Below are 23,290 nucleotides of genomic sequence, written 5' to 3' on the forward strand. Positions count from 1 at the left end.
CTTGCGTTTGCCGCGGCATGTCCCGAAGCCGACCTGATCTGCGGCTTGCCCGGCGCGCTGCTGCCGCTCGGTCCTTGACCGGCGGGGCGTCCGCCCCCCGTTCGCCCAACCTATCCCTCAAGCGCGTTGCAAAGTACGGGTCGTCAGGCGGTGAAAAGCCGAAGGCAATCCTGTGCGCCTCGTCAGAGCAGATGTGCGGCCACATCAATCGGACTAGAAAAACGCACTCTCACGAATAGGACGGGCTAGCTGGGGCGCCGCCCCGCAAGCCACTCAAGCGCGGAGGCCGCCGGACAAATGCGGCGGCCTTTCCAGCGCTGACAGATCGCACTCGTCATCGCGCTACGCTGCGCTTTGCCTCAAGCAGACGAGCGCTCTGCAGAGCCTATTGACTTAGATCAACAACAGCTTCGCCAGTTCGCCGCACCCAAATACTGCTCAAGACCGATACAAAGGGGCGCGTCTTGCTGCGCCCATCGGCGTCGAAGAGGCTGATTTGGCAGTATTGACCATTTAGTCGGAGAGTTTCATGAGGACCTTCAATCCTTTGGTGACGTTGGTACTTCTCGTGACGCAATCGGCCTCGATTCAGGCTGCGGATTTGAACGGAGCTTGGACAATCGACGCCTCGGCCTGTGGCCAAATATTCACCAAAGAGAACAACAGGCTTGCCTTCAAGAAAGATGCTGATCTACACGCGGGCGGTTTAATCGTCCAGGGAAGGCAAGTAACCGGCACATTTGAAAAATGCACGGTCAAATCGTTGCGCGATGACGGGCCGAATATGCGAATAATCGCGTCGTGCTCGGACGGCGTCGCGATTTCAGACGTCGCATTCGACCTGACATTCTCCGGAGAGAATAATATCACACTCAGCTCCAAGGAGCCGGTGCCAGTGCAAATGCCGTATGTGCGCTGCCCAATGTGAAGTCGACCGCGACGGTTTGAAGGAACCTGGATGGATGATCCGGGTATCGCAACTGCGGCCGATGATGACATCGTGCCGCTGTTTTGCCCGACGTGTCAAACGGCCTCGTAAAATCCGCAACGCATCGCACCCGCCGTCAACCCGTTGATTCCGCTGGCACCGGCTACTTTGCATGGGGTTGTTTTCGAGATTTTTGTTAGCGGTCGCGAAAGCGGCAGTTCAGAGCAGCGGACGATAAACGTCGCCGATCCGCGCCGCTTCGGCATCGAGGCTGAACTTCGCCAGCACCCGTGCCCGCCCCCGCGCGCCCATGGCGAGCGCGGCGTCCGGGTCGCGCATCAGCGGTTCGAGCGCGGCGGCCAACACATCAGCGTCACCAGTCGGGATCAGCACACCTGTCGAGCCGTCCTCGACCACGAGCGCGGCCGCACCGGCGCGCGCGGCGACGAGCGCGCAGCCGGCCGCCATCGCCTCGATCAGCGTCAAACCAAAACCTTCGTTGCGCGAGGTGAAGGCGTAGATCGTCAGCCGCTGATACCAGCGCTGCACCGCTTCGATCGGCAGCTCGCCGGTGATGACGATGCGGGACTGCAGGCCGGCGGCATCGATGCGTTTCTTCAGGTCGTTCGCGAAGGGCATTTGCTCCGGCGTGACCTGTCCGAGGATGACTGCGGTGAAATCCGGATAGCGCGGCAGCAGGCGACACATCGCATCGACGAACACATCCGTGCCCTTCTGCGCGCGCACGCGGCCGAAGCAGCCGATCGCGTAGCGGCCCGGCAGCGCGGCTTCCGCAAAGGCCGCGGCGCGATCTGGCGGCGGCGCATAGACATCAGTGTCGACGCCGTGCGGGATCACCGTCGCCTTCACCTTCAGGAACGAGGCCGAGATGTCTGATGTCGCGATGATCGCGTCCATGCGCCGGATCAGCCAGCGCGTGATCCAGCTGTGATGCCGCTGCGCGGCCGACGTGAACACGAGTTTCAATGGCCAGCCGAGCGCGCGCAGCAGGACGCCCGCGATCATCTCGTTGTTGCGCCGCGCGTGCCAGATCAATGGCGTCTTGCGGCCCCATAGCCTGAGGAAATCGGCAGCGCTCAGCCGCGAAATCCCCTCCGGCGCATCCGAGCCGAACCATGCGGCGCGATAGAGCTTCGCCAGCCGCGGCGCCACCATCCGGTTGGTCGCGGTGACCCCGGAATAGCGCCTGTGCAGATTTGGCACGATCACTTCGAGATCGCCGGGGGAATTCGCCACGTCATGCTCCGTTACGGAAGCCCCCTATACGCAACATTAAGCATAGTGACCAGTTCAGGGCTGCCGAAACCCCCTCTTCACCGCGCAAACGTTAACGTGGCGCGTTGATCGAAGACGGGTGAGATCATGACTGTGCTAGTCACCGGCGGCGCCGGCTATATCGGAAGTCACACGGTCCTGGCGCTGGCGGAAGCCGGCGAGGACGTCGTCGTGATCGACGATCTCTCGACCGGTTTCTCGGCCTATCTGCCCGAGGGCGTGCCGCTGTTCATTGGCGACGCCGGCGACGAGAACCTGGTCGAAGGCGTGATCGCCCAGCACAACATCGAGAGCATCATCCATTTCGCGGGCTCCGTCGTCGTGCCGGAGTCGATGCGCGATCCGCTCGGCTACTACCGCAACAACTTCATGACCGCGCGCAACCTGCTCAACGTCGCCGTCAAGCGCGGCATCAGCCGTTTCATCTTCTCCTCGACCGCGGCCGTCTACGGCAATCCGGACCTGGTACCGGTGCCCGAGCACGCGCCGACGCGGCCGCTGTCGCCCTACGGCTCGTCGAAGCTGATGACCGAGATCATGCTGCACGACGTCGCCGCCGCCTACGGCATGCAATACGTGACCTTGCGCTATTTCAACGTCGCCGGCGCCGATCCGCAGGCGCGCATCGGGCTGGCCACCGTCGGCGCCACGCATCTGCTCAAGATCGCCGTCGAGGCCGCGACCGGCCAGCGCGCCAAGATCGACGTGTTCGGCACCGACTACCCGACCCAGGACGGCAGCTGCATCCGCGACTTCATCCATGTCTCGGACCTCTCGCAGGCCCATCGCTCGGCACTCGCTTACCTGCGCAATGGCGGCGCCTCGACCACGCTCAATTGCGGCTATGGCCGCGGCTATTCGGTGCTGGAGACCATCGACGCGGTGCGCCGGGTTTCGGGGCGCAGCTTCGCCGTGCAATACGCCCCGCGCCGGCCCGGCGACATCATGACCATGGTCGCCGACACCAGCCGCATCCGCGGCCTGCTCGACTGGAAGCCGCAATACGACGACCTCGAGACCATCGCGGCCCACGCGCTGGCCTGGGAGGACAAGCTGTTCCGCGAGCGCCATGGCGAGCTCCGCCACGCCGTCTCGGCCTAGATTCCATCCCAGCGCAAGCCCTTAATTGGGCTTGAAAAGCGCGGCTTTAGCGGGCACAGAGGCCCTTCGATCCCTGACGCGCGGGCAGGCTTTTCCTTGCCCCGTCAATGGACACCGGATGGCCCAGTTTCCAAAGAAAATCACCGACGATCCCTATACAGCGGCAGTCCTGATTCGCCGCCTGGTCACGGAACAGGGGATCATCTACTGGCGGCGTTACCTCGTCGCCTTCGCGCTGATGGCGCTTGCCGCCGGATCGACCGCGGGCGCGACCTACGTGCTCGGCCAGGTCATCAACCAGGCCTATGTCGACAAGAACATCCCGGGCATCGCGATGTTCTCGGGCATCACGGTGATCCTGCTCTTCATCAAGGGCGTGGCGACCTACGGCCACATGGTGATCCTGACCAAGATCAGCAACGCCATCCTCGCCACCAACCAGCGCCAGCTGTTCGCCAAGCTGATGCGCGAGAGCGTCGGCTTCTTCTCCGAACGGCATTCGTCTGAATTCCTGGCGCGGCTGACCGCCGGCGCCAAATCCATCACCGACGTGCTCAACATGCTGGTCAACGCTGTCGGACGCGACCTCATGATGCTGCTCGCGATGATCGGCGTGATGGTGTGGCAGGACCCGGTGATGTCGTTCATCGGCCTCGTCGTGGTGCCTCCGGCGATGCTGGTGCTGCGCAAGCTGGTCAAGCGCATCAAGGGCCTCGCCTTCAACCAGTTCACCGGCACCGCCGACATCTTGGAGACGATGCAGGAGTCGCTCCAGGGCATTCGCACGGTGAAGGCATTCACGCTCGAAGATACCATGCAGAAGCGCATCGACGAGAACATCGCGATCGTCGAGCGCAACGCCAACAAGATGGCCCGCGTCGCCAACCGTTCCAACCCGCTGATGGAGATGCTCGGGGGCTTCGCGGTCGCCGGCTGCCTGCTCTACGGCGGTTACAGCGTGGTCGCGCTCAACGCCACGCCCGGCGCGTTCTTCTCCTTCATGACCGCGTTCCTGATGGCAACCGAGCCGGCCAAGCGGCTGGCACGGCTCAACATCGATCTGAACAGTCAGCTAGTCGGCGCGCGCATGCTGCTCGAGGTCGTCGACAGCCCGGCGAGCGAGCATTCCGACGACGACAAGCCGGCGCTGAAGCTGTCTGAAGCGAAGATCGAGCTGCGCGACGTCAGCTTCTCCTACCGGACCGGCGAGACCGTCCTCAACCGCATGTCCTTCGTTGCCGAGCCCGGAAAAGTCACCGCGCTGGTCGGCCCCTCCGGCGGCGGCAAATCGACCGTGCTGGGGCTGCTGCTGCGCTTCTACGAGGTGACGCAAGGCGACATCGTGATCGACGGCCAGTCGATCGGCGCGGTCTCGCGCAAATCGCTGCGCGCGCAGACCGCCTATGTCGGCCAGGACGTGTATCTGTTCCGCGACACCATCCGCAGCAACATCGCCTTCGGCAAGCCCGGCGCGAGCGAAGAGCAAATCATTGATGCTGCGAAAGCCGCCTGCGCGCATGATTTCATCATGAGCTTCCCGCTCGGCTACGACACGCCGGTCGGCGAGCACGGCACGCAGCTCTCCGGTGGCCAGCGCCAGCGCATCGCGGTGGCGCGCGCGCTGATCAAGAACGCACCGATCATCCTGCTGGACGAAGCCACCGCCGCGCTCGATTCCGAGTCCGAGCGGCAGGTGCAGGAGGCGATCGAGCATCTCTGCCATAACCGCACCACCATCGTGATCGCACATCGGCTGCACACCATCATGCACGCCGACGCGATCCTGGTGGTCGAGGGCGGCGAGATCGTCGAACAGGGCCGGCATGACGAGCTCTTGCGCCGCTCGGGCCGCTACGCCTCGTTCTTCCGCCTGCAGCACCACGACGCCGGCGCTCTGGCGCCGATCAGCGCAACCGCATAGAGTTTCCTTCACCCCACCAAGAGCAGCGAGACCGCTCCATGAACGCCGCCTCCTACGTCATCCCGCTTCCGCCCCAGGCTTCGCTTCCCGTCGTCGGGGAGAGCGGCCGTTATCCCGTGCGCCGCATCTGGTGCGTCGGCCGCAACTATCTCGAGCACATCCGCGAGATGGGCAACGACGAGCGCGCCCCGCCGTTCTTCTTCGCCAAGCACGCCGACATGCTGGTGCCCGATGGCGCCACCATTCCCTATCCGCCGCTGACCAAGGATTTGCATCACGAGGTCGAGCTGATCGTCGCGATGAAGAGCGGCGGCCTCGCCATCCCCGCCGACAAGGCGCTCGACCATGTCTACGGCTATGCCGTCGGCATCGACCTCACCCGCCGCGACCTCCAGATCGCCTCGCGCAAGAAGGAGCGTCCGTGGGAGATCGGCAAGTCGTTCGACGGCTCGGCCCCCTGCTCCGCGGTGCAGCCGGCCTCGAAGATCGGCCATCCCGCCAAGGGCAAGATCTGGCTGACGGTCAACGGCAAGGAAGCCCAGAAGGGCGATCTCACCGAGCTGATCTGGAACGTGCCCGAGATCATCTGGCAGCTCTCCCAGCAGGTGAAGCTCGCCGCCGGCGACATCATCATGACGGGCACGCCGGCCGGCGTGTCGCAGCTCCAGCCGGGCGACAAGCTCGAATGCGGCGTCGACGGTGTCGGCACGCTGAAGGTGAGCATCGGCCAGCCGGAGTAGGCTGAACGACATCTGGAAATCGAAAGGCCCCGGACATGTCCGGGGCCTTTTGCATTCTACCAGGCCTTCACCGGCCGATTGGCGTGGCTTGCCTGCGGCACACCGCGATTGAGCGACATGTGCGAATGCACGCACAGCCAGCCATCTCCATTTTTTGAAAACACCATCGTCGCCCGACCCGGCCGCGGAAACGAACTGCCATCGGGATGGTAGCCCGTGCTCGTCCACGGCGCGACCACCGTCGCCATCGTGCCGTCGGGGGATGCCAGGATCGAGACCTGGTCGAGGACGAAGCGGAAGTCGGTCGTCTTCGGCCAGACGTTATTCCATTGCGTCGTAACCCACTGGTCGAGCCCCGGGATGACGTCGTTATGCGTGCCGAAAGCGAGCACGTCCGGGTGAAACAGCGGCCGCGCCGAGGCGTAGTCGACCTCGCGGACATAGCCTGAGAAGGTATCCATCCACTCGCGGAAGAATTGCACGATCTCGGTGTTCGCAAGTGGCAACGGGGCCATTGCCTGCTCCATGTTTGGCCGCTAAATCGCGGCCACCTTGTTGCCATGGACTGAAGTGTGCGGCAAGATTCGCGGTCGAGGCTGAAGGGTCCGCCGCAGAGACTGCATCAGAAAACGAGAGGATGTCTCGGATGTCGAACACGATCACGGAGCTCGAGGGGCTGCTGATGCAGCGCTCGCTCACCGACCCACAGCTTGTGGCCGCAGCGGAGAAGGCAGCGGACTTCCGCATCCTCCCCGATGCAACCGTCATCAAGATCGGCGGCCAGAGCATGATCGATCGCGGCCGTGCCGCGGTCTATCCAATCGTCGAGGAGATCGTCGCCGCCCGCAAGGCGCACAAGCTCCTGATCGGAACCGGCGCCGGCACCCGTGCGCGGCATCTGTATTCGATCGCCGCCGGGCTCCGGCTGCCGGCCGGCGTGCTGTCGCAGCTCGGGGCTTCCGTCGCCGATCAGAACGCCGCGATGCTCGGGCAGCTGCTGGCCAAGTACGGTATCTCCGCCGTCTCCAGCGCCGGGCTGTCGTCCGTGCCGCTGTTCCTCGCCGAGGTGAGTGCGGTAATCTTCAGCGGCATGCCGCCCTATAGCCTGTGGATGCGGCCCGCGGCCGAGGGCGTGATCCCGCCCTATCGCACCGACGCCGGATGCTTCCTCGTCGCCGAGCAGTTCGGCTGCAAGGCGATGATCTATGTGAAGGACGAGAACGGCCTCTACACCGCGAACCCCAAGACGTCGAAGAACGCCACCTTCATCCCGAAGATCTCGGTGGCGGAGATGAAGGCCAAGGGCCTGCAGGATTCGATCCTCGAATTCCCGCTGCTCGATCTCCTCACCTCGGCGCGCCATGTCCGGCAGGTGCAGATCATCAACGGCCTCGTCCCCGGCAATCTCACCCGCGCGCTTGCGGGCGAGCATGTCGGCACCATCATCACCGCGAGCTGAAGAGAGCACCGTCATGGCTGATACCAACCAGATCAAGCACGTCGCCTCGCCGCTCGCGCGCCAGACTCTGCTCGACAGCGATCTCACCCGCCCCGTTGCCGGCAACCGCCCGATCAAGCTGCTGCCCTGGCTGCAGGTCATCAAGATCGGCGGCCGCATCATGGACCGCGGTCACGAAGCGATCCTCCCGCTCGTCGACGAGCTGCGGTCGCTCTTGCCGGAGCATCGCCTGCTCATCCTGACCGGCGCCGGCATCCGCGCCCGCCATCTCTACAGCGTCGGCCTCGATCTCGGCCTTCCCGTGGGTTCGCTCGCACCGCTCGCCGCCAGCGAGGCCGGCCAGAACGGCCACATCCTGGCAAGCCTGCTCGCACCGGAGGGTGTCTCCTATGTCGAGCACCCGACCATCGCGAGCCAGCTCGCCATTCACCTCCAGGCGGCGCGCGCTGTCGTCGGCAGCGCGTTCCCGCCCTACCACCATCATGAATTCCCGACCGCGCGCATCCCGCTGCATCGGGCCGATACCGGCGCCTTCCTGCTCGCCGACGCGCTCGGTGCGGCGGGCCTCACGATCGTTGAAGACGTCGATGGCGTCTACACAACCGATCCCAATGGCGCGGATGGCAAGAAGGCCGAGCTGCTGAAAGAGACGAGCTTTGCCGATCTTGCGAAGCTGAAGGGCACACTGCCGTTCGATCCCGCGCTGCTCGAGGTGATGGCCAACGCACGACACATCGCGCGCGTGCAGGTCGTCAACGGTCTCGTGCCGAGCCGGATCAGCGCGGCGCTGCGCGGCCAGCATGTGGGGTCGATCATCAACACTGGCGCGAAGCCGGTGTGAGGCCGCAGCAACGTCCGCAAAAACAAACCCCGGAGCGTTGCTCCGGGGTTTTTCGTAGGGCGGATTAGCGCAGCGCCGACATTACGATGAGGCCGAGGATCAGCGCCGTCAGCGAATATTTCAGCGTGTAGTAGACGTTGCGGTTCCACTCCTTGACCTTGCGGCTGCCGAGATGGATCTCATAGAGCTTGCCGAACACCTTGTTGAGCACGCCAACGCTCTCGCCGTCCACGTTCTGGGTCGCCGACGCCTTGACGATGTGATGGCTGACCCAGCGGTTGATCGCGGTCATGAAGCCGTACTTCATCGGGCGCTCGACGTCGCAGAACAGGATGATGCGGTTGACGTCGGTCGCATTCTCCGCGCTGTGGATGAAGGTCTCGTCGAACATGAAGGCCTCGCCGTCGCGCCAGACACATTCGACGCCGTCGACGAGGATGCGGCACTTGTTCGAGTTCGGCGTGACGAGACCGAGGTGATAGCGCAGCGAGCCGGCGAACGGATCGCGGTGCGCGCCAAGCTTGCCGCCCGGCGGCAGCATCGCGAACATCGCGCCATGCACGCTCGGGATCGACTTGAGCAGCTCCACCGTCTTCGGGCACAGCGTGTTCGCCGACGGCAGGAAGTCGTCATACCATTTCAGGTAAAACCGCTTCCAGCCGCTCTTGAAGAACGAGTAGAAGCCCCAGTCGTTGTTCTTCGCGGCCGCGCGAATAAAACCTTCGTCGAACAGGCGCACCGCCTCGTCGCGAATGGTCTCCCAATTCTCGCTGAGTGGCTTCAACTCCGGAAACTGATCGACCGGGATCACCGGCTTATTCGGCACGGCCGAGCCCGCATACATCAGCACGTTGTAGGGCGCGAGATAGGTCGAGTGATCGCCGAGCTGGCGCGCGAAGCGCAGTCGCTGCTTGCCGCGGAAATGAACGTAAATGGTCGAAGCCGCGAGCACATAGAGAATGACAAGTTGCGGCGCAAAAAGCTGTTTCAGCATTTCCCCAAATCCCGAGTGACCCAGCCGGGGACGTGATCTACTCCGACCCGGCCCGAGCTGCAAGATATTGGCGTGCATCCTGAGGCTGTTCCGCAGGTTGTGATTGGGACGTCCCGAGCCGTGCCGCGCACAATTTGAAATCGTAGCCGACCCGCCGCCAATCCCCGCGTTGCGGTCGGTTTGCGGCGTGCTATCCTGGTTCCAGGGTTGGAAAATCGGGGTGCGTCTTGGGGATGTGGCGGTCGTTGGCGGGCTCCGCGCTCGCGCTGGTTCTGCTTGGAATATTCGCACCCGTGAACGGCCAAGGCACTTCGCCGTCACCCCAAGGCGGCAAGCCTCCGGATCCGGAGCTGCGCGGCCAGTGGCTACGGGTCGGGCAGACATTCGCCTGCAAGGTCGAAGCCGGTAAGCGCATCACCCCGCCCGATCCCGACGTGCTTAGCTTTGCCTGCCAGCGCCTGGGCGCGCTCGGCGTCGGCATCTCGGAGACCTCGCTCAAGGCCGTGCTCGGCGAGCCGCACCGCAAGCTGCCGCAACCGAACAACGCGACGGCCTATGTCTACTTCCTCGGCAAGACCGGCGAGTTTCCCTATCTTGCCGCCATCGTGAAAGCGAACCGCACCGTCGCGCTCCAGATCAGCGGCGAGGCACCGGTCGCCGCGTACAGCTTCAACCGGGTCAATCTCGGCGACAGCACCGACAAACTGATGGCGCAGTTCGGCGGCCCATTCCACGTCGGGCCCAGCGGGCTGGAGAAAACCGAGCTCTGGACGTACGAGCCATGGCCCTTCTCATTCGAGGTGCGGCAGGACCGCGTCACCTCGATCCGGATCAGCGATCCGACCAGCAAGTAGATTCGATTGCCGATCAAGCCCGGGACAGCGCCTGCAGGCCTTTGAACGTGAGGCGCTTGGGGTCGGTGACGCCGGCGAGATAGAGCCGGCGGATAAAGGCGATGACGGCGTCGCGGTCGCAATCGGTCAGCGCGACGACGGCGTCGACCGCAATCTTCTGGGCTTCCATTGGGCTCACCTCGGCCTTGCGAGTAACCCCGGCCGAGACAGGCTAGGACTCATCCGTTAAATCGGCGTTAACCGTTCTGGAACCATCGCCGATTCAGCCCGGCGGCCGTATACGCAAAACAACGCATTGGCAGTCGCCGCGCGGCCGCAATGTCTAGCGTGCACCGAGGCTCTTCTTGAGCTGCGCAAAGTGCTTCTTCAGCCGGGGCACGGCGAAGTCGGTGAAGGCCCGTACCTTGGGTACCGCGAGCCGGCCCTGCGGGCAGATCAAATGCGCGGGCATCTCCGGATCCTCGTCGCCGGCCAGCACGATCTCGAGCTCGCCGCGCGCGACCTGCTCGGCCACCTGGTACGAATACATCCGCGCCACGCCGCGCCCGGCAACCGCGGATGCCACCGCCGCATAGGTGCTGTTGACGACGAGTCGCGGTATGAACTGGACTGTCCTGGCTGCCGATGAGCCGGCCGGTGGCGCAAAGGTCCAGGAATTGGGCAGGTGCGCCATCGCCACGATCTGGTGCTTGGCGAGGTCGCCGGGTTCAGCGATGCGCGGGTGCTGCTTCAGGTAGCGCGGCGCTGCGACGACGACGCGGCTGATCTCGCCGACCCGCATCGCCACCATCGCCGAATCCGCGAGAGGCCCGATGCGAAGCGCGATGTCGACGCCCTCCTCGATCAGATTGACCGAACGGTCGAACAGCAGGAGCTTTGCCGACACCGTCGGATAGGCGTCGAGAAACGCATCGAGGATCGGCCGCAGCACCATCTCGCCCGAGACCACCGGCGCCGTGATCGTGAGCAGGCCGCGGGGCGCCGTGCGCGGTCCGGCCACGATGTCGTCGGCCTCCTCCAGCTCGGTGAGCACGCGGCGGCAGATCGCAACATAGCGCTCGCCCTCCTCGCTCAGCTTGATCGATCGTGTCGTCCGGTGCAGCAGCTCGGCGCCGACCCGCTCCTCCAGGAAGGCGATGGCGCGGCTGACCGCCGCCGGCGAGCGGCCGAGCTTGCGTCCTGCGGCGGCCAGGCTGCCCTCGTCCACCGCAAGGACGAACACCTTCATCGCATCCAGACGATCCATGCCTACCCGTCGCCCCATCAAATTCCAGTGACAAGCTAGGCGCTTGCCCCCGCCGCGACAACCGCCGCCAAAGGCCGGTCCGGCATTCGTTCGCACCACGTAACAGTGTCTGCCGGACAACGTGTATTCGCAGCCGGGCCGCCGCGGCGTACCTCGGTACGCGAGCCAGCCGCTGCTGGCGCAGGTTCTGAAAGCCAACAACAGGAGTCCGTCATGGGTATCGAGCAGAAGGTCGCCATCATCACCGGTGCATCGCAGGGCATCGGCGCCGCCCTGGTCCAGGGTTTTCGCGATCGCAACTATCGCGTCGTCGCAACGGCGCGTTCCATCAAGCCGTCGGGCGACGATGACATCCTCGCCGTTCCCGGCGACATCGCCGACCGGGCCACCGCGGAACGCGTGGTCTCGCAGGCCGTCGCGCGCTTCGGCCGCGTCGACACGCTGGTCAACAATGCCGGCATCTTCGTCGCAAAGCCGTTCACGCAGTACACGGCCGAGGACTATGCGGCGGTGATGGGCACCAACGTTGCGGGCTTTTTCCACATCACGCAGCTCGCCATTGCGGAGATGGAGAAGCAGGGTTCGGGTCACGTCGTCCAGATCACGACCACCCTGGCCGATCAGGCCAATTCGAACGTACCGTCGGTGCTGGCCTCGCTGAGCAAGGGCGGGCTGAACGCCGCGACCAAGTCGCTCGCGATCGAATACGCCAGGCGCGGCATCCGCGTGAACGCGGTGGCGCCCGGCATCATCAAGTCGCCGATGCATCCCGTTGCGACGCATGCCCAGCTCGGCGCGCTGCATCCGGTCGGCCACATGGGTGAGATGTCCGACATCGTTGGCGCCGTGCTCTATCTCGAGCAGGCAAGCTTCGTCACCGGCGAGATCCTGCACGTCGACGGCGGCCAGAGCGCCGGCCACTGAGCGCGGAGAAACACCATGCCGATCGTCACCATTCAAGTGACCCGCGAAGGAACGACGCCGGGAGCGGCGTCGCTCACGGCGGAGGAGAAGGCTGCGCTGATCAGGGGATCGAGCCAGTTGCTGCTCGATGTGCTCGGCAAGCCGCTCGATTCCACCTTCGTCGTGATCGAGGAAGTCGACACCGACAATTGGGGCTGGGGCGGCCTGCCCGTGCAGGACTTCCGGCGCCGCCGCGCCGCAAAGACAGGATGATCCGCGCGCCATTGTGTGCGCAGGAGGATGACATGACTGAACTCAATGCAAACACTGGGCACCACGCCCGGCCGCATCAGCGGCCGGGATCGGAATCGCAATCGACTTCGCGGCAGGCTTGGCGGTACGCCGTGGCGGGATTGTCCGCATCACTGGTCGGGCTTGGCCTCGCCCGCTTTTCCTACACGCCGCTGATCCCGGCGCTGATCGCCGCAAAGTGGTTCAGCGCATCCGACGTCGTTTATCTCGGCGCTGCCAATCTTGCCGGTTACCTCGCCGGCGCGCTCGCGGCACGCGCCTTGGCCACTCGCATCGGCGCAGTCCGCGCGCTGCGGGCGATGATGCTGCTTGCCACCCTCTCCTTCTTCGCGAGCTCTAGCCCGGTGTCGTTCACCTGGTTCTTCGCCTGGCGCTTTCTGTCGGGCCTGACCGGCGGAATCATCATGGTGCTGGCGGCCTCCGTCATTCTGCCGCACGTATCGGCCACGAGGCGCGGCATCGGCGGCGGCGTGATCTTTGCCGGCGTCGGCCTTGGCGTCGCTGCATCGGGCACGCTGGTGCCGCTGCTCTTGCAACAGGGCTTGCAGCAGAGCTGGTATGGCCTCGGCGTGCTCTCCGCCGTGCTCACGCTCGCGAGCTGGTGGAACTGGCCCGCGGAGGCCAGGAGCGATGCCGCGCCTTCGCACCACGCGAAGTCCCATCAGGCCTCGCCGGCCGTCCGCGCGCTTCTGGTCCAGTATGGCCTCAACGCGGTGGCCCTGGTGCCGCACATGGTCTTCATCGTCGACTTCGTGGCGCGTGGCCTCGGCCAGGGCATTGCCGCGGGCTCGCGCTACTGGGTGCTGTACGGTCTCGGCGCCATCGTCGGCCCGCTCGTCACCGGCCATCTCGGTGACCGCTCGGGATTCGGACCGGCCTTGCGCGCGGCCTTCCTGATCGAGGCAGCCGCCGTGCTGCTGCCCACCGTCAGCACCGCGCCTCTCTCGCTGATCGTATCGAGCGTGGTGGTCGGCGGCTTCACGCCCGGCATCGTGCCGCTGGTGCTCGGGCGCATCCACGAGCTCGTGCCGCACTCGACCGAGCAGCAGCGCGCGACATGGAGCCACGCCACCACGAGCTTCGCACTGTTCCAGGCAGCGGCAGCCTACGGTTTCTCCTGGATCTACGCGCAGACCGGTGGCGACTATCTGGTCCTGTTCGCACTTGGCGGCGCCGCCGTGGTGCTCGCGCTTGCGATCGATCTTGGGCTCGCGCTCACCACGCGCAGGGCATAAAGCGGGCGGCTGCGTGATCAGGAATACTGCATCACGCCGTCGTCGATTTTGCCGAAGCGCAAGGAGACGATGTCGAGCGCGTAGTTCTGGTACAGCCGCCATGGCTGCTTCGAGCCCTGCTTCGGCATCTTCGCGACCGAGCGCTGCACATAGCCCGAAGTGAAATCGAGCGACGGCTGCGCGGTGATTTCAGGGTCGTCATTGTGCGGCATGCACTGACGGAAATTGTGCCGGTCCATGTAGTTGATGAGCCGACAGACATATTCGCAGGTGAGATCGCACTTCAGCGTCCAGGACGCGTTGGTATAGCCGAAGGCCGACGCCATGTTCGGCACGTCGGCGTACATCATGCCCTTGTAGGTCAGCGTGTTGGCGAAATCGATGGCGCGGCCGTCGACGCTGATTTCGAGACCGCCGACGACCTGGAGCACCAGCCCCGTCGCGGTGACGATGATGTCGGCCGCAAGCTCGCGGCCGTCCTTCAGGCGAATGCCGTCGCGCGTAAAGGTGTCGATCTCGTTGGTGACGACGGCGGCGCGCTGCTCGCGGATCGCCTTGAACAGGTCGCCGTCCGGCACGAGGCACAGCCGCTGGTCCCAGGGATTGTAGCGCGGCGTGAAATGGGTCGCGACGTCGTAGTCGGGGCCGAGCGCCATCTGCACCCCCTTGAGCACCAGCTCCTTCACCTTGGCAGGCCGGCGCCGGCTGAGCTGGAAGAAGAACATCCCCCACATCACGTTGCGCCAGCGGATGACATGATAGGCAAGCCGCGTCGGCAGATTGCGGCGCAATTTGTTGGCCACGGGGTCCTGCGCAGGACGCGACACCACATAGGTCGGCGAGCGCTGCAGCATGGTGACCTGCGCCGCCTTCTTGGCGAGCTCAGGCACCAGCGTCACCGCGGTTGCGCCCGAGCCGATCACGACGACGCGTTTTCCTGCGTAGTCGATGTCCTCGGTCCATTTCTGCGGATGCACGATGCGGCCGGCGAAATCCGCCACGCCCGCGAACTCCGGCGTGTAGCCCGCTTCGTATTTGTAGTAGCCCGAGCACATGAACAGGAAATTGCAGGTGAAGCGCACGAGCTCTGTTGCGCCCTCGCCCGTGATGCGCTCGGCCTCGACGGTCCAGCGCGCATCCGGCGTCGACCAGGACGCGCGCTTGACGCGATGATTGAAGCGGATGTGCTTCTCGATGCCGTTCTCGGCCGCAGTCTCGCGCACATAGTCGAGGATCTGCGGGCCATCGGCGATCGCCTTCGGATCGGTCCACGGCTTGAAGGAATAGCCGAGCGTGAACATGTCGCTGTCGGAGCGGACGCCGGGATAGCGGAACAAGTCCCAGGTCCCACCGATGCAGTCGCGGCCTTCGAGGATGACGTAGCTCTTGCCTGGGCACTTGCCCTGAAGATGGTAGCCCGCGCCGATGCCGGACAGGCCGGCACCGACGATCAGCACGTCGAAATGTTCTGCGGCTTTGGCCATGGCGTTCTCCCCGGCACAGGATGGGCGACACCGTGCCGAATTGCAACCGTCAGGCGGTGGCAGCGCCGTAGACAAGGGCTGTGTCGAAATACTCGTAGAATTCCACTGCCTTCCCATCCTTGAAACGCCAGAAATCGACCTTCGGGGTCTCAGCGATCTTCCCGGTCCTTTTGTTGGTCCAGGCACATGAGCCGCGCGCGAAAACAGCGTCGCCCTGCGCGACGTATTCATTCATGGTGTAGTGCTGCATGCTCCAGTCAGCCAGCAGACCGTCGAAATAGCCACGCAGCTGCGCGCGGTCGTCATAACACTTGGCAAAGGGCACCGCCGGAGCCCCCTGCGGAAGCGAGTCGAATTTGATCTGCGGGCCGATGACGCTGTCGAACCAATAGTCGACGCTCCCGCCTTTGCTGTCGTTCCACCGACGATAGGCTTCTTTGAGCAACTGAACGTTGGCTTCGCTGGACATCGCATTCCCTCCATATGCATTTGACAATGAACGTGGGAAACGCGGCCACCCGCTTCAGAAGTGGCGGGCTTGTTTTGGCTCTACCTCCGAGCGTAGCACAATGAGTCTACAAAAAAAGGCCCCGGATCGCTCCGGGGCCTTCGTGTCGCAGCTGGATGCGATCTCAGTAGCGGTAGTGGTCCGACTTGTACGGACCTTCTTGCTTCACGCCGATGTAGTCGGCCTGGTCCTTGCGCAGCTCGGTGAGCTTGACGCCGATCTTGGCGAGGTGCAGACGCGCGACCTTTTCGTCCAGCGACTTCGGCAGCACGTAGACTTCCTTCGTGTACTTGCCGTCCTTGTTGTTGGCGAACAGCTCGATCTGCGCCAGCGTCTGGTTGGTGAAGGAGGCCGACATCACGAAGGACGGATGGCCCATCGCGTTGCCGAGGTTCACGAGGCGGCCTTCCGACAGCATGATGATGCGGTGCTTGTCGGGGAATTCGATCTCGTCGACCTGCGGCTTGATGTTGGTCCACTTCAGGTTACGCAGACCCGCGATCTGGATCTCGTTGTCGAAGTGGCCGATGTTGCAGACGATGGCGCGATCCTTCATCGCGCGCATGTGCTCGATCGTGATGATGTCCTTGTTGCCGGTCGCGGTGACGAAGATGTCGGCGCGCGGAGCGGCGTCTTCCATGGTCACGACCTCGTAGCCTTCCATCGCGGCCTGGAGCGCGCAGATCGGATCGACTTCCGACACCATCACGCGGCAGCCGGCCTGGCGCAGCGACGCGGCCGAGCCCTTGCCGACGTCGCCGAAGCCCGCGACCATCGCGACCTTGCCCGACATCATCACGTCGGTGCCGCGACGGATGCCGTCGACCAGCGATTCACGGCAGCCATAGAGGTTGTCGAACTTCGACTTGGTGACGCTGTCGTTGACGTTGATCGCCGGCCACAGCAGCGTGCCGGCCTTCTGCATGTCATAGAGACGATGCACGCCCGTGGTGGTCTCTTCGGAAACGCCTTTGATGCTCTTGGCGATCTCGGCGAAGTAGCCCTTCGGCTTTTCCTTGAGCTGCTTCTTGAGCAGCGCGAAGAAGACTTCTTCTTCCTCGGAGCCGGGCTTGTCGAGGAACGCGGTATCGCCGTTCTCGGCGCGCAGGCCGAGATGGACGTACATGGTGGCGTCGCCGCCGTCATCGAGGATCATGTTCGGGTGACCGCCGCCGTGCCAGTCGAACAGTTTTGCGGTGTAATCCCAGTATTCGGCCAGCGTCTCGCCCTTGACGGCGAAGACGGGAATGCCGGCGGCGGCGATCGCGGCGGCAGCGTGGTCCTGCGTCGAATAGATGTTGCAGGAGACCCAGCGAATGTCGGCGCCGAGGGCTGCCAGCGTCTCGATCAGCACGCCGGTCTGGATCGTCATGTGCAGCGAGCCGGCGATGCGCGCGCCCTTCAGCGGCTGCTTCGGGCCGAACTCCTCGCGGGTGGCCATCAGGCCGGGCATCTCGGTCTCGGCCAGCGAGAGTTCCTTGCGGCCGAAGTCGGCCAGCGAAATGTCCTTGACGATATAGTCGGTGAAGCCGGGCTTCGCATTCATAGCGGAGGTCCTGTTGTTGAATTGGTCGTCCCGGGTCGCCCTGGAGGGGCGACCCGAAATCTCGACATGATGGATAAGGATCCCGGGTTCGCCGCTGTCGCGGCGCCCCGGAATGACGTTGGTACTTAGACTGCGCGCTTGAGCGCTTCGACGAGATCGGTCTTCTCCCAGGAGAAGCCGCCCTCGTTGTCGGGCGTGCGGCCGAAATGACCGTAGGCCGAGGTGCGCGCGTAGATCGGGCGGTTGAGGTCGAGATGGCTGCGGATGCCGCGCGGGGTGAGATCCATCGCCTTGGCGGCGGCCTTCTCGAGCTGGTCCTCCGACACCTTACCGGTGCCGTGGGTGTCGATGTAGATCGACAGCGGACGCGCGACGCCGATGGCGTAGGCGAGCTGGAGGGTGCAGCGATCGGCGAGACCAGCGGCAACGATGTTCTTGGCGACATAGCGCGCTGCGTAAGCCGCCGAACGGTCGACCTTGGTCGGATCCTTGCCGGAGAACGCACCGCCGCCATGCGGGGCCGCGCCACCATAGGTGTCGACGATGATCTTGCGGCCGGTCAGGCCGGAATCGCCGTCCGGACCGCCGATGTAGAACTTGCCGGTCGGATTGATGTGCCAGATGGTCTTCGGCGTGATCCAGTCCTTCGGCAGCGCCTCGCGGACATAGGGCTCGACGATGTCGCGGATCTGCTTCGACGAGATATCCTCGACCAGATGCTGGTGCGACACGACGATCTCGCGCACGCCGACCGGCTTGCCGTTCTCGTACTGCACGGTGACCTGGCTCTTGGAGTCCGGACCCAGCACCTTCTCGCGGCCGGAGTGACGCGCTTCCGAGATGAGGCGCAGGATCTTGTGGGCGTAGAAGATCGGTGCCGGCATCAGATCAGGCGTCTCGTTGGTGGCGTAACCGAACATGATGCCCTGGTCGCCTGCGCCCTCTTCCTTGACCTCGCCCGGCTGCAGCGCATCGACGCCCTGCGCGATGTCGGCCGACTGCGGATGCAGCAGGATCTCGATGTCGGCCTTCTCCCAGTGGAAGCCGTCCTGCTCGTAGCCGATGTCCTTGATCGCGGCGCGCACGACGCCTTCGATCTGCTCGTTGGTGACGGATGCGGGACCTCGGGTCTCGCCGGCGATCACCACCTTGTTGGTGGTCGCGAGCGTCTCGCAGGCCGCACGGATCTGCCACGGATCGATGCCGGCTTTCGGCCCTTCGCGATAGAACAGATCGACGATTTCATCGGAGATCCGGTCACAGACCTTGTCGGGATGACCCTCGGACACGGATTCGCTGGTGAAGAGATAGGACGCGCGCATCAGTAACCCCTTGTTCCGCCGTTAACCTGGCGGGCGTTTGCGATGTTTAACCTTGGATTATGTCAATCACGCCGTCGCGAGATGACGTAGGACTCGTCGAGAAACCAGAGCCCGTTGTACTTCCGCAGCACGTCCCGGGCGGCATCCAGAGTGCGGCCGTTTTGAGTCATTTCTGTCAATCGGTCGTCCTCGATCTGCGCCACATACACCGCCGCATTCCACGCTGCAAAGGCCGTCGAGGTTCCGATGGTACCCGTCACCTCGTTGGGCAGCGCTTCCATATCATACCTGAAGATCGAACGGTTGTCCGCATAAGCATTAAAATTTAGGTCCCGGCCCAACGACCCAAGCTCGTACTTCACGGCGCGCAATAGCTCATGACGGCTGACCGCGAAAGGATTTTCTCCAGGCCAGATCGCCTGGATCATTTCCATGCCGGGATCGTGACCGTGGGAGTGGATTCCGATCAGCCGCCCGCCCGGCCGAAGCGCCCGCGCCAGCGGTGCAATGATCCGCTTTGCCCGGAAATTGACCGAGGACAGGGCGCGGTAGGGCTGGGATGCAATGACCAGGTCGAAATTGGCCTCGGTCTGGCCCGGCCGCGGAATGGTCGAATCCAGCAGGAACCTTTGGTCCTCGCGGTACAGCACCAGGACGACGGGCCGCTCGTAGAGCGGCATGGCCGTGCGCGGGCTGATCGCGGCGCGCCAGTTCTGTTCCAGGAACGGCCTCAACTCGGCGATCTGCTGCTCGAATTCGCCCGACGAGGCGCCCCGTAGCGGAACCTCGTGCCAGACGGTGGCCGCCGCCGCCGCAGGCGATGCCGGCGTGAGCCAGGGCGCCTCGGAGTAGAACATGTTGGTGAAGACGAACACCGACGCCGGATGCTCGAAAATGCGGTCCGGGACCCTCTCCAGCGTCAGCCGCAGGTCCTCGAGGCTGAGCTCCTTGCCGGCGACGTAGAACGGCATGTGCGGGTAGCGCTGGTGCGTTGCGCGCAGCACCCGGGCCAGCACCGTGCCGTCGCCGACGCCTGCGTCGAAGATGCGCAGCGCCGGCGGGCGCGGATGGATGCTGGCGAGCTCCAGCGCGACGCGCTCGGCGACCACTCGCTTCTCGCTGCAGGTATGGACGAACAGCAGGTATTTTTGCCGGTTCTCGAAGAAGCGGAAATTACCGCGCGGATCGCGTTTTTCCGGCGGCACCTGGAGTCCCCGCGGCGGCGGCAGGCCGCCCGTCGTCGATGCGGCGATATAGGCCTGGATCCGCTCCAGCGTGTCGATCGTGATGCGCTTTCCCTCGCGCAGGCGATGGACCAGCTTCCCATCGTTCACCGCGCGCCGGCCAAACGTCGATTCCGCCATGTCCGCCTTGCGGCAGAACTCGGTGATTTGGCTAAGGATTTCGTCGTTCTTCATGAGTGGGAAAGCGGTGGGCAGAACTGTTGGGACCAGCGTCGTAGCAAAATCTGCCCACTGAGGGAATACCCTCTCTTGGCTTTACCCCACGTCCAATGACGAGCGCGTGAACCCCGGCGCACCGCCGGGCAACAAACAAGCGCTTCTCCTTCAAGGGACCATCGCCATGCGCCGCCTGCTCGTCGCGCTCTGCCTGCTCACAGCAACCCTGTGGGCCGCACCCGCCTTCGCGCAGGCGCGGAGCCAGCTCGGGCCGCTCTGCACCACCGACACCACGCCGCCAGACCAGATGATCGACGCCTGCAACAAGATCGTCGCGCTGAAGGTGTTCAAAGGCGAGCAGCTCGCGACGATCTATTTCTGGCGCGCGGTGGGCTGGAACAAGAAGGGCGACTATTCGAAGGTCATCGCCGACACCACCGAGGCGATCCGGCTCCAGCCGAGCCAGGCGGTCTACAATCTCAGGGGATCGGCCTATTACGACAAGGGCGACTACGACATCGCGATCGCCGATTTCGACGATGCGCTGAAGCTCGGCCCGCCTGATGGCACCATCTTCCACAATCGCGGCAACGCCTGGCGCAGCAAGGGCGACTACGCCAAGGCGATTGCCGACTACGACGCCACGATCAAACTGCAGCCCAAATCGACGTTCTCGTTCCAGAACCGCGGCATCGCGAAGGAGGCGCTCGGCGATCTCGACGGCGCGCTTGCCGACATCAACCAGGCGATCCGGCTCGACCCGACACTGCCGCAGCCGCTGATCAACCGCACCGCGATCTGGCGCATGCGGGGCGATCTCGATCGCGCCGTTGCCGATGGCAGCGAGGCGATCCGGCTTGCGAAGGAAAAACCGCCCGTCAATATCATGACGCCGCCGAACAGCGTGCTGATCTCCGGCTATATCCACCGCGCGCTGGCCTATGAGGCGAAGGGCGACTACGCCCATGCGCGCGACGACTACAAGGCGACGCTGGCGATCGTGGCGTCCGATGCCGGCAGCAAGGCCAACCAGGCGACCGCCAAGGTGCGGCTGTCGCTGGTGACGGATGCGCTCACTCCCATCCCGCGCGATGCGCCGTCACCGGTGACGCAGCCGGCCCCGCAGCAAACGGGCGCGGCACCTGCGCCCTCGCCTACCCCGGCGACGCCTGGCAAGCGCCTCGCACTGGTGATCGGCAATGGCGCCTACGCGCATGTCAAGGCGCTGCCCAATCCGGCCAACGATGCGCGCGCCGTCGCCAGGAGCCTGCGCGACATCGGCTTCACGGTGTCCGAGGGCATCGATCTCGACCGCGCAGCGATGCAGAAAGTGACGCGCGACTTCCTGCGCGAGGCGGCGCGGGCACAGGTCGCGTTGGTGTACTATGCCGGCCACGGCGTGCAGGTCGACGGCCGCAACTATCTCATCCCCGTCGACGTCGAGCTCAAGCCCGGCGCGGGCATGACGGAGGCGATGATCGACATGGACACGATCATGGCCGGCCTCGACGACCAGGTCCGCACCAACATTTTGATCTTCGATGCCTGCCGCAACAATCCGATGGCGCAGCAGGTCGCAGCCGCCGGCACCAACCGAGGCATCGAGGGCGCTTCGGGCCTCGCAGCGCCAACGAGCCTGGGCGCCGGTGCAACGCTAGGCGCGGGCACGCTGATCGCGTTCGCCACCGCGCCGGGCCAGGTCGCGCTCGACGGCGAAGGCGCCAACTCGCCGTTCTCCGCCGCCCTCTCCCGCCATCTCGGCACGCCGGGGCTGGAGGTGCAACAGATGCTGACGCGCGTGCGGGCGGAAGTGGTCTCGAGCACGAAGAACAAGCAGGTGCCGTGGTCGAACTCGTCGCTGCTGGGCGAGGTCTATCTGGCGGAGAAGTGAGGGCGGGTGAGCGCACTGGTTTTCAAGGGTGCAACGCTGCCCGCCACTCACTCGGTGTCATCGCCCGGCTTGAATCGGGCGATCCAGTACGCCGAGACGTCCGTGATTCACCGAAAAGCCGCGGCGTACTGGATTCCCCGCTTTCGCGGGGAATGACAGCAGCCGCGTGGCAAACTTAGTTGCCCCACACTTCCTTGGCGATCTCGACCGCAAGGCCGAGCTTGGCCCACTGCTCTTCCTCGGAGAGGATGTTGCCTTCCTCGGTCGAGGCAAAGCCGCACTGCGGGGACAGCGCGAGCTGCTCCAGCGGCGCGAATTTGGCGGCCTCTTCGAGGCGACGCTTGATGTCGTCCTTTTTCTCGAGCTCACCGAACTTCGAGGTGATGACGCCGACCACGACGACCTTGTTGCCCTTGGGCAGGAAGCGCAGCGGCTCGAAGCCGCCGGCGCGGTCACTGTCGTATTCGAGGAAGTAGCCATCGTAATTGGTGCCGGCCAGCATGGTCTCGGCCACGGGCTCGTAGCCGCCCGAAGAAATCCAGGTCGAGCGGAAATTGCCGCGGCAGACATGCGTCGTCACCACCATGTCGGCCGGCTTTTCGGCCAGCGCGTAATTGATGACGCGCGCATAGATCTGCTGGAGACCCTCGGGATTGTCGCCGCGCTCGCGCGCCTTCTTCAATTCGTCCTGCGAACAGAGATAGGCCCACACGGTGTCGTCGAACTGAAGATAGCGGCAGCCGGCATCGTAAAACGCCTTCACGGCCTTGCGGTAGGTCTTGCCGAGGTCTTCGTAGAACGCGTCGAGATCGGGATAGACGTCCTTGGAGATTGCCTTGCGGCCGCCGCGGAAGTGCAGCACGGCCGGCGAGGGGATCGTCATCTTGGCGGTGACGTGGGCCTGGTCGGCGGACTTCTTCAGGAAGCGGAAGTGATCCAGCATCGGATGGTCGTCGGGGAAATCGAGCTTGCCGATCACGCGGACCGCATCATGCCGCGTCTCGACGCCCGCGAACTGGATGCCCGTGTCCGGGTGAAACATTTCGCAGCCGGTGAGCTTGGCCAGGAAGTCAAAGTGCCACCAGGAGCGGCGCAATTCGCCGTCGGTCGCGAGCTTCAGGCCGATCGAGGCCTGCTTGTGCACGACCTTCTCGATCTCCATGTCCTCGATCTTGCGCAGATCGTCAGCCGAGATCTCGCCCTTCTCGAGCCTGACGCGGGCTTCCTTGATCTTGGCCGGACGCAGGAGGCTGCCGACCTCGTCGGCGCGGAAGGGGGCTTTGGTTCGCTGCATGTCTTGTCTCTCCCG

At 64.5% G+C, this 23,290-nt stretch carries 22 protein-coding genes; 11 read left to right on the plus strand and 11 right to left on the minus strand.

Annotation, left to right across the window (positions count from 1 at the left end):
• Nucleotides 1-529: 529 nt before the first annotated feature.
• Nucleotides 530-928: a hypothetical protein gene (locus QJT78_RS26685; protein WP_028153514.1), complete on the plus strand. Its 399-nt coding sequence runs from the start codon at nt 530-532 to the stop codon at nt 926-928.
• A gap of 219 nt (nt 929-1,147) precedes the next feature.
• Here QJT78_RS26685 and QJT78_RS26690 read toward each other — a convergent pair whose 3' ends face one another.
• Nucleotides 1,148-2,185, minus strand: a complete 1,038-nt coding sequence (locus tag QJT78_RS26690; RefSeq protein WP_028153515.1) for a glycosyltransferase family 4 protein — start codon at nt 2,183-2,185, stop codon at nt 1,148-1,150.
• Nucleotides 2,186-2,311: 126 nt separating this feature from the next.
• On the opposite strand from QJT78_RS26690, the gene galE reads away from it, so the two are divergent.
• From galE to QJT78_RS26705, 3 genes are all read left to right on the plus strand, one after another.
• Nucleotides 2,312-3,325 (plus strand): UDP-glucose 4-epimerase GalE, encoded by a 1,014-nt coding sequence (galE, locus tag QJT78_RS26695; protein ID WP_028153516.1) that lies wholly within the window; start codon nt 2,312-2,314, stop codon nt 3,323-3,325.
• A 118-nt stretch (nt 3,326-3,443) separates the two neighbouring features.
• A complete protein-coding gene (locus QJT78_RS26700; RefSeq protein ID WP_028153517.1) occupies nt 3,444-5,246 on the plus strand; it encodes an ABC transporter ATP-binding protein in 1,803 nt (600 codons plus the stop codon).
• Nucleotides 5,247-5,284: 38 nt separating this feature from the next.
• Nucleotides 5,285-5,986, plus strand: a complete 702-nt coding sequence (locus QJT78_RS26705; protein ID WP_028153518.1) for a fumarylacetoacetate hydrolase family protein — start codon at nt 5,285-5,287, stop codon at nt 5,984-5,986.
• Between the two features lie 56 nt (nt 5,987-6,042).
• Here QJT78_RS26705 and QJT78_RS26710 read toward each other — a convergent pair whose 3' ends face one another.
• Nucleotides 6,043-6,501 (minus strand): nuclear transport factor 2 family protein, encoded by a 459-nt coding sequence (locus tag QJT78_RS26710; protein WP_028153519.1) that lies wholly within the window; start codon nt 6,499-6,501, stop codon nt 6,043-6,045.
• Between the two features lie 131 nt (nt 6,502-6,632).
• Here QJT78_RS26710 and QJT78_RS26715 point away from each other — a divergent pair, with 131 nt between their 5' ends.
• Both QJT78_RS26715 and QJT78_RS26720 read left to right on the plus strand, forming a co-directional pair.
• Entirely contained in the window at nt 6,633-7,445 is an 813-nt protein-coding gene (locus QJT78_RS26715; RefSeq protein WP_028153520.1) for a uridine kinase, read from the plus strand.
• Between the two features lie 13 nt (nt 7,446-7,458).
• Complete coding sequence (locus QJT78_RS26720) at nt 7,459-8,286, plus strand: molybdenum storage protein subunit alpha (RefSeq protein ID WP_038943690.1); 828 nt, start codon at nt 7,459-7,461, stop codon at nt 8,284-8,286.
• Between the two features lie 64 nt (nt 8,287-8,350).
• Here QJT78_RS26720 and QJT78_RS26725 read toward each other — a convergent pair whose 3' ends face one another.
• The gene (locus tag QJT78_RS26725; protein WP_028153521.1) at nt 8,351-9,280 is read right to left on the minus strand and encodes an aspartyl/asparaginyl beta-hydroxylase domain-containing protein; all 930 of its coding nucleotides are present in this window, start codon (nt 9,278-9,280) and stop codon (nt 8,351-8,353) included.
• Between the two features lie 293 nt (nt 9,281-9,573).
• Here QJT78_RS26725 and QJT78_RS26730 point away from each other — a divergent pair, with 293 nt between their 5' ends.
• Entirely contained in the window at nt 9,574-10,134 is a 561-nt protein-coding gene (locus tag QJT78_RS26730; protein WP_244433406.1) for a hypothetical protein, read from the plus strand.
• A gap of 13 nt (nt 10,135-10,147) precedes the next feature.
• On the opposite strand, the gene QJT78_RS26735 is transcribed toward QJT78_RS26730, so the two are convergent.
• Complete coding sequence (locus QJT78_RS26735) at nt 10,148-10,303, minus strand: hypothetical protein (RefSeq protein ID WP_014493894.1); 156 nt, start codon at nt 10,301-10,303, stop codon at nt 10,148-10,150.
• A 153-nt stretch (nt 10,304-10,456) separates the two neighbouring features.
• Complete coding sequence (locus QJT78_RS26740; protein ID WP_028154476.1) at nt 10,457-11,380, minus strand: LysR family transcriptional regulator; 924 nt, start codon at nt 11,378-11,380, stop codon at nt 10,457-10,459.
• 213 nt (nt 11,381-11,593) lie between these two features.
• On the opposite strand from QJT78_RS26740, the gene QJT78_RS26745 reads away from it, so the two are divergent.
• Genes QJT78_RS26745 through QJT78_RS26755 form a run of 3 tightly spaced genes read left to right on the plus strand, consistent with a single transcriptional unit; the run spans nt 11,594 to nt 13,830 of the window.
• On the plus strand, nt 11,594-12,304 hold the full coding sequence (locus QJT78_RS26745; RefSeq protein WP_028154477.1) for an SDR family oxidoreductase: 711 nt from the start codon (nt 11,594-11,596) through the stop codon (nt 12,302-12,304).
• A 15-nt stretch (nt 12,305-12,319) separates the two neighbouring features.
• A complete protein-coding gene (locus tag QJT78_RS26750) occupies nt 12,320-12,556 on the plus strand; it encodes a 4-oxalocrotonate tautomerase family protein (protein ID WP_028154478.1) in 237 nt (78 codons plus the stop codon).
• Nucleotides 12,557-12,588: 32 nt separating this feature from the next.
• Entirely contained in the window at nt 12,589-13,830 is a 1,242-nt protein-coding gene (locus QJT78_RS26755; protein WP_038943694.1) for a YbfB/YjiJ family MFS transporter, read from the plus strand.
• 17 nt (nt 13,831-13,847) lie between these two features.
• Here QJT78_RS26755 and QJT78_RS26760 read toward each other — a convergent pair whose 3' ends face one another.
• The 5 genes from QJT78_RS26760 to QJT78_RS26780 form a co-directional block, all read right to left on the minus strand.
• Entirely contained in the window at nt 13,848-15,314 is a 1,467-nt protein-coding gene (locus QJT78_RS26760) for an NAD(P)/FAD-dependent oxidoreductase (protein WP_028151993.1), read from the minus strand.
• Between the two features lie 49 nt (nt 15,315-15,363).
• The gene (locus tag QJT78_RS26765; RefSeq protein ID WP_028151994.1) at nt 15,364-15,783 is read right to left on the minus strand and encodes a nuclear transport factor 2 family protein; all 420 of its coding nucleotides are present in this window, start codon (nt 15,781-15,783) and stop codon (nt 15,364-15,366) included.
• 163 nt (nt 15,784-15,946) lie between these two features.
• Entirely contained in the window at nt 15,947-17,368 is a 1,422-nt protein-coding gene (gene ahcY / locus QJT78_RS26770) for an adenosylhomocysteinase (RefSeq protein WP_028151995.1), read from the minus strand.
• 125 nt (nt 17,369-17,493) lie between these two features.
• Nucleotides 17,494-18,690: a methionine adenosyltransferase gene (gene metK / locus QJT78_RS26775; protein WP_028151996.1), complete on the minus strand. Its 1,197-nt coding sequence runs from the start codon at nt 18,688-18,690 to the stop codon at nt 17,494-17,496.
• Nucleotides 18,691-18,752: 62 nt separating this feature from the next.
• Nucleotides 18,753-20,108: a hypothetical protein gene (locus QJT78_RS26780; RefSeq protein WP_028151997.1), complete on the minus strand. Its 1,356-nt coding sequence runs from the start codon at nt 20,106-20,108 to the stop codon at nt 18,753-18,755.
• A gap of 166 nt (nt 20,109-20,274) precedes the next feature.
• On the opposite strand from QJT78_RS26780, the gene QJT78_RS26785 reads away from it, so the two are divergent.
• The gene (locus QJT78_RS26785) at nt 20,275-21,981 is read left to right on the plus strand and encodes a caspase family protein (RefSeq protein ID WP_028151998.1); all 1,707 of its coding nucleotides are present in this window, start codon (nt 20,275-20,277) and stop codon (nt 21,979-21,981) included.
• Nucleotides 21,982-22,156: 175 nt separating this feature from the next.
• Here the strand turns inward: QJT78_RS26785 and QJT78_RS26790 are convergent, their stop codons facing one another.
• Nucleotides 22,157-23,275, minus strand: a complete 1,119-nt coding sequence (locus QJT78_RS26790; RefSeq protein WP_281460363.1) for a cobalamin-independent methionine synthase II family protein — start codon at nt 23,273-23,275, stop codon at nt 22,157-22,159.
• Nucleotides 23,276-23,290: the final 15 nt, after the last annotated feature.

The sequence above is a fragment of the Bradyrhizobium sp. Mp27 genome, assembly GCF_029953005.1.
Classification (GTDB): domain Bacteria; phylum Pseudomonadota; class Alphaproteobacteria; order Rhizobiales; family Xanthobacteraceae; genus Bradyrhizobium; species Bradyrhizobium barranii.

Excerpts from the sequence above, each read along its gene's own strand:
- QJT78_RS26685 (WP_028153514.1), top strand. The coding sequence starts at position 530 with ATGAGGACCTTCAATCCTTTGGTGACGTTGGTACTTCTCGTGACGCAA.
- galE (WP_028153516.1), top strand. The coding sequence starts at position 2,312 with ATGACTGTGCTAGTCACCGGCGGCGCCGGCTATATCGGAAGTCACACG.
- QJT78_RS26700 (WP_028153517.1), top strand. The coding sequence starts at position 3,444 with ATGGCCCAGTTTCCAAAGAAAATCACCGACGATCCCTATACAGCGGCA.
- QJT78_RS26705 (WP_028153518.1), top strand. The coding sequence starts at position 5,285 with ATGAACGCCGCCTCCTACGTCATCCCGCTTCCGCCCCAGGCTTCGCTT.
- QJT78_RS26710 (WP_028153519.1), bottom strand. The coding sequence starts at position 6,501 with ATGGCCCCGTTGCCACTTGCGAACACCGAGATCGTGCAATTCTTCCGC.
- QJT78_RS26715 (WP_028153520.1), top strand. The coding sequence starts at position 6,633 with ATGTCGAACACGATCACGGAGCTCGAGGGGCTGCTGATGCAGCGCTCG.
- QJT78_RS26720 (WP_038943690.1), top strand. The coding sequence starts at position 7,459 with ATGGCTGATACCAACCAGATCAAGCACGTCGCCTCGCCGCTCGCGCGC.
- QJT78_RS26725 (WP_028153521.1), bottom strand. The coding sequence starts at position 9,280 with ATGCTGAAACAGCTTTTTGCGCCGCAACTTGTCATTCTCTATGTGCTC.
- QJT78_RS26735 (WP_014493894.1), bottom strand. The coding sequence starts at position 10,303 with ATGGAAGCCCAGAAGATTGCGGTCGACGCCGTCGTCGCGCTGACCGAT.
- QJT78_RS26740 (WP_028154476.1), bottom strand. The coding sequence starts at position 11,380 with ATGGATCGTCTGGATGCGATGAAGGTGTTCGTCCTTGCGGTGGACGAG.
- QJT78_RS26745 (WP_028154477.1), top strand. The coding sequence starts at position 11,594 with ATGGGTATCGAGCAGAAGGTCGCCATCATCACCGGTGCATCGCAGGGC.
- QJT78_RS26750 (WP_028154478.1), top strand. The coding sequence starts at position 12,320 with ATGCCGATCGTCACCATTCAAGTGACCCGCGAAGGAACGACGCCGGGA.
- QJT78_RS26755 (WP_038943694.1), top strand. The coding sequence starts at position 12,589 with ATGACTGAACTCAATGCAAACACTGGGCACCACGCCCGGCCGCATCAG.
- QJT78_RS26760 (WP_028151993.1), bottom strand. The coding sequence starts at position 15,314 with ATGGCCAAAGCCGCAGAACATTTCGACGTGCTGATCGTCGGTGCCGGC.
- QJT78_RS26765 (WP_028151994.1), bottom strand. The coding sequence starts at position 15,783 with ATGTCCAGCGAAGCCAACGTTCAGTTGCTCAAAGAAGCCTATCGTCGG.
- ahcY (WP_028151995.1), bottom strand. The coding sequence starts at position 17,368 with ATGAATGCGAAGCCCGGCTTCACCGACTATATCGTCAAGGACATTTCG.
- metK (WP_028151996.1), bottom strand. The coding sequence starts at position 18,690 with ATGCGCGCGTCCTATCTCTTCACCAGCGAATCCGTGTCCGAGGGTCAT.
- QJT78_RS26780 (WP_028151997.1), bottom strand. The coding sequence starts at position 20,108 with ATGAAGAACGACGAAATCCTTAGCCAAATCACCGAGTTCTGCCGCAAG.
- QJT78_RS26785 (WP_028151998.1), top strand. The coding sequence starts at position 20,275 with ATGCGCCGCCTGCTCGTCGCGCTCTGCCTGCTCACAGCAACCCTGTGG.
- QJT78_RS26790 (WP_281460363.1), bottom strand. The coding sequence starts at position 23,275 with ATGCAGCGAACCAAAGCCCCCTTCCGCGCCGACGAGGTCGGCAGCCTC.